Origin of the sequence: Sphingopyxis sp. (assembly GCF_025869345.1) — a bacterium.
Classification (GTDB): Bacteria; Pseudomonadota; Alphaproteobacteria; order Sphingomonadales; family Sphingomonadaceae; genus Sphingopyxis.
In genome coordinates this window covers 1-3,723 of sequence record NZ_JAOZVW010000157.1, presented here as the reverse complement: position 1 = coordinate 3,723, position 3,723 = coordinate 1, and the positions used below count along the sequence as shown (strand labels likewise).

At 66.2% G+C, this 3,723-nt stretch carries 5 protein-coding genes; all 5 read right to left on the bottom strand.

Going from position 1 to position 3,723, the window contains the following annotated elements; translation table 11 throughout:
- Nucleotides 1-62: 62 nt before the first annotated feature.
- On the bottom strand, nucleotides 63-818 hold the full coding sequence (locus OJI97_RS17840) for a hypothetical protein (protein WP_367184786.1): 756 nt from the start codon (nucleotides 816-818) through the stop codon (nucleotides 63-65).
- 49 nt (nucleotides 819-867) lie between these two features.
- A complete protein-coding gene (gene phoB, locus OJI97_RS17835; RefSeq protein ID WP_058815332.1) occupies nucleotides 868-1,566 on the bottom strand; it encodes a phosphate regulon transcriptional regulator PhoB in 699 nt (232 codons plus the stop codon).
- Complete coding sequence (gene phoU, locus OJI97_RS17830; RefSeq protein ID WP_297665723.1) at nucleotides 1,566-2,288, bottom strand: phosphate signaling complex protein PhoU; 723 nt, start codon at nucleotides 2,286-2,288, stop codon at nucleotides 1,566-1,568. Before phoU ends, phoB begins: the two co-directional genes overlap by 1 nt.
- A gap of 178 nt (nucleotides 2,289-2,466) precedes the next feature.
- Nucleotides 2,467-3,249 (bottom strand): phosphate ABC transporter ATP-binding protein PstB, encoded by a 783-nt coding sequence (gene pstB, locus OJI97_RS17825; RefSeq protein ID WP_297665722.1) that lies wholly within the window; start codon nucleotides 3,247-3,249, stop codon nucleotides 2,467-2,469.
- 2 nt (nucleotides 3,250-3,251) lie between these two features.
- Nucleotides 3,252-3,723, bottom strand: a 472-nt coding sequence (locus tag OJI97_RS17820) for a PstA family ABC transporter permease (protein WP_297665721.1), incomplete at its 5' end; no start/stop codon positions are given.

Here is a 3,723-nt window from a genome sequence, read left to right as displayed (position 1 = left end):
CAATCCAGAGCGCGCGTAAACCGCCCTGGATTGCTTCGCTTCGCTCGCAATGACGTCCGGATTTAATGCGCGGGCAGGGGCCGAAGCTTGGCGGACGTTATATGCCAACGCAGTTGATCCGCGCTCGCCCCATCGACATCGTTGACGCGGCGCAGCACATAATCTCCGCCGAAGCGCTGCGACGCGCCGGTGTCGAGCGTCGCATCGACGGTGACGGGAACCGTCAGATAGATCGAGCCCGCGGCGCCCTCGGCATCCCCGACCGTGCCGATCGTCACGCGGGTTGCGCGGGTGTGCGCAAAGCCGGCGCGGAAGCTGTCCGGCGTCTGCTTCGGCGGGCCGTTCTCGCCCCATTGCAGCCACGCGGTGTCGTAATCCCCGGCATCGAGCGCCGAATAATAGAGCTTCACGACCGCGATCGCCGCCGCCTTGCTGTCGGGCGCAGGGCGGCAGTCCGCGGGCACCGCGCCATCCTTGCCGAGCAGCGCGCAGCTTCGCGCGATCTCATTCTCGATCATCGCGCAGCTATTGGCGGCGTTGCAGGGCGGGTGCGTCGCGGGCGAGACGTTGCGACACACCGCGGCGCGACGATCGGCGGCCTGCTGACCGATTTCCGCCGCGCAGGACCGCGGTCCGGTGGGCGCGGCGGCGGGTGCGGTCGTGGCCGTCGTGCCGGGTGCAGCCTCGATGGCGGTTTTCGCGGGCGGCGCGTCGGCGGCGGATTGGCCGGACGGCGCCGCCTGCTGTTCGCCCCCGCCATTGCAGGCCGCAATCAGCAGTATCAGGGGCGATAGCAGACCCCCGCGGTTTCGTTTCATCATCCCGCCCTAACGCGCGCGCGGTTTCGGCGGTTCCGTCGCGACGGCGCTAAATACTCTTGCCCGCGTCGAGCGCATAGCCCGCCGAGCGCACCGTGCGGATGATGTCGGCGGTGCCGGGCAGGTTGATCGCCTTGCGCAGGCGCCGGATATGGACGTCGACCGTGCGCAGCTCGATATCGCTGTCCTGCCCCCACACGCTGTCGAGCAATTGCCCGCGCGAGAAGACGCGGCCCGGATGCTCCATGAAATGGCGGAGCAGGCGGAACTCGGTCGGTCCCATCGCGACGATCTGGCCATTGCGCACGACCTTGTGCGCGACCGAATCGAGCTCGATGTCGGCATAGGCGAGCAGCTCGCCGGCGAGCGCGGGGCGCAGGCGGCGCAGCACGGCCGAGACGCGCGCGACGAGTTCGCGCGGGCTGAACGGCTTGGTCACATAATCGTCGGCGCCGGTTTCGAGGCCGCGGATGCGGTCCTCTTCCTCGCCGCGCGCGGTGAGCATGATGATCGGCACGTTCGCCGACTTGGGGTTGCGGCGCAGGCGGCGGCAGACCTCGATGCCGGGCAGGCTTTCGATCATCCAGTCGAGCAGAACGATGTCGGGGACGCGCTCCTCGACCAGGATCAGCGCCTGTTCGCCGTCGGGGGTCTGGCGGACCGAAAAGCCTTCGCGCGCGAAATGCCAGACGATCAGTTCGGCGATCGCCTCGTCATCCTCGATCAGCAGCAGGTCGGGCTGCGGCATCAGCCTTGCTCCTTCTCCGCGGCCGCGCCGCCTTCGGGGCTTTCGCCGCGCTCGCGCTCCTCCATCCGCTCGCCGGTCACGACATAATAGACCATCTCGGCGATGTTCGTCGCATGGTCGCCCATGCGTTCGAGGTTCTTGGCGACGAACAGCAGGTGCGCGCTCTCGGTGATGTGCTTCGGATTTTCCATCATGAAGGTCACGAGGGTGCGGAAGATGCTGTTGTAGAAATCGTCGACATTCTTGTCGCGGACGGTGACCCGCACCGCCAGGTCGGCATCGCGCGCGGCGAAGCTGTCGAGCGCGTCGTGGATCAGCTCGGCGACGAGCGACGACATCGACGTCAGCACCGGGATCGCCTCGATCGAGCGGGTCGGGTCCATCAGCGCGACGCGCTTGGCGATGTTCTTCGCATAGTCGCCGATACGCTCGACGACCGAGACGATCTTGAGCGCCGCGATCATCTCGCGCAGGTCGTCGGCCATCGGGGCGCGGAGCGCGATCGTCTGGACGGTGAGCTGCTCGACCTCGGTCTCCAGCGCGTCGATCTTCTTGTCGCCCTGCACGACCTGCGCCGCGAGCGCGAGATCGCCGTTGCCGAGCGCGGACATCGCCTGGAGCAGCGCCTGCTCGGCGCGGCCGCCCATTTCGCTGATCAGCCCGCGCAGACGGTTCAGATCCTCGTCGAAGGCTTTGACGGTATGATCGTTGGTAAGTGCCATCTGTTTCGTCCTGTCCTGAAGGCCGCCCAGAAATCGGGCGCCTCCCTAGTCTTCCTCGTCATGCTGAACTTGTTTCAGCATCCATGGCCCGTTCTCTCCCCCGGCGCTGCGCTGAAGGATAGCGCAGGCCGTGGATGCTGAAACAAGTTCAGCATGACGGAGGGAGCGGAAGCCATGCCTATCCATATCGCCCGGTGATATAATCCTTGGTGCGTTCCTGCCGCGGGTTGGTGAAGATGTCGGTGGTCTTGCCATATTCGACCAGCGTCCCGAGGTGGAAGAAAGCCGTGCGCTGCGACACGCGCGCCGCCTGCTGCATATTGTGCGTGACGATCACGATCGCATATTTGCCGCGCAGTTCGTGGATCAGTTCCTCGATTTTCGCGGTCGCGATCGGGTCGAGCGCCGAGCAGGGTTCGTCCATCAATATGACTTCGGGATCAACCGCGATCGCGCGTGCGATGCAGAGGCGTTGCTGCTGGCCGCCCGACAGCGCGGTGCCGCTCTCGCCGAGCCGGTCCTTGACCTCGTCCCACAGGCCGGCGCGGGTCAGCGCGCGCTCGACGATGACGTCGAGGTCGGCCTTGTTCGCGGCGAGCCCGTGGATGCGCGAGCCATAGGCGACATTGTCGTAGATCGACTTCGGAAAGGGGTTCGGCTTCTGAAACACCATGCCGACCCGCGCGCGAAGCTGCACCACGTCCATCGACGGGGCATAGATGTCCTCGCCGTCGAGCAGGATCGTTCCCGTTACCCGCGCGCTGGCGACGGTGTCGTTCATCCGGTTGAGCGAGCGCAGGAAGGTCGACTTGCCGCAGCCCGAGGGGCCGATGAAAGCGGTGACCAGATCGGTGCCGACGTCAATCGACACGTCCTTGATCGCCTGTTTCTCGCCATAGAAGACGTCGACCCCCTGGGCCTTCATCTTGGGATCGGCGATGGTCAGATCGTCTTGGGTCATATTCACCAGCGTTTTTCGAACTTGTTGCGGAGATAGATGGCGAGCGCGTTCATCGACAGCAGCACGATGAGCAGCACGATGATCGCCGCCGAGGTCTTTTCGACGAAGCCGCGGTCGACCTCGTCGGACCAGAGGAAAATCTGCATCGGCAGCACGGTCGAGGGCGCGCAGATGCCGTTCGGCACGTCGCCGATGAAGGCGCGCATCCCGATCAGGAGCAGCGGCGCCGTCTCGCCCAGCGCGCGCGCCATGCCGATGATCGTGCCGGTCAGGATGCCGGGCAGCGCGAGCGGCAGGACATGGTGGAACACCACCTGCACGGGGCTCGCCCCGACCCCGAGCGCCGCGTCGCGGATCGACGGCGGCACCGCCTTGATCGCGTTGCGCGCGGCGATGACGATCACCGGCATCGTCATCAGCGCCAGCGTCAGCCCGCCGACAAGCGCGCTCGCCTGACAAAGCCCGAACCAGTTG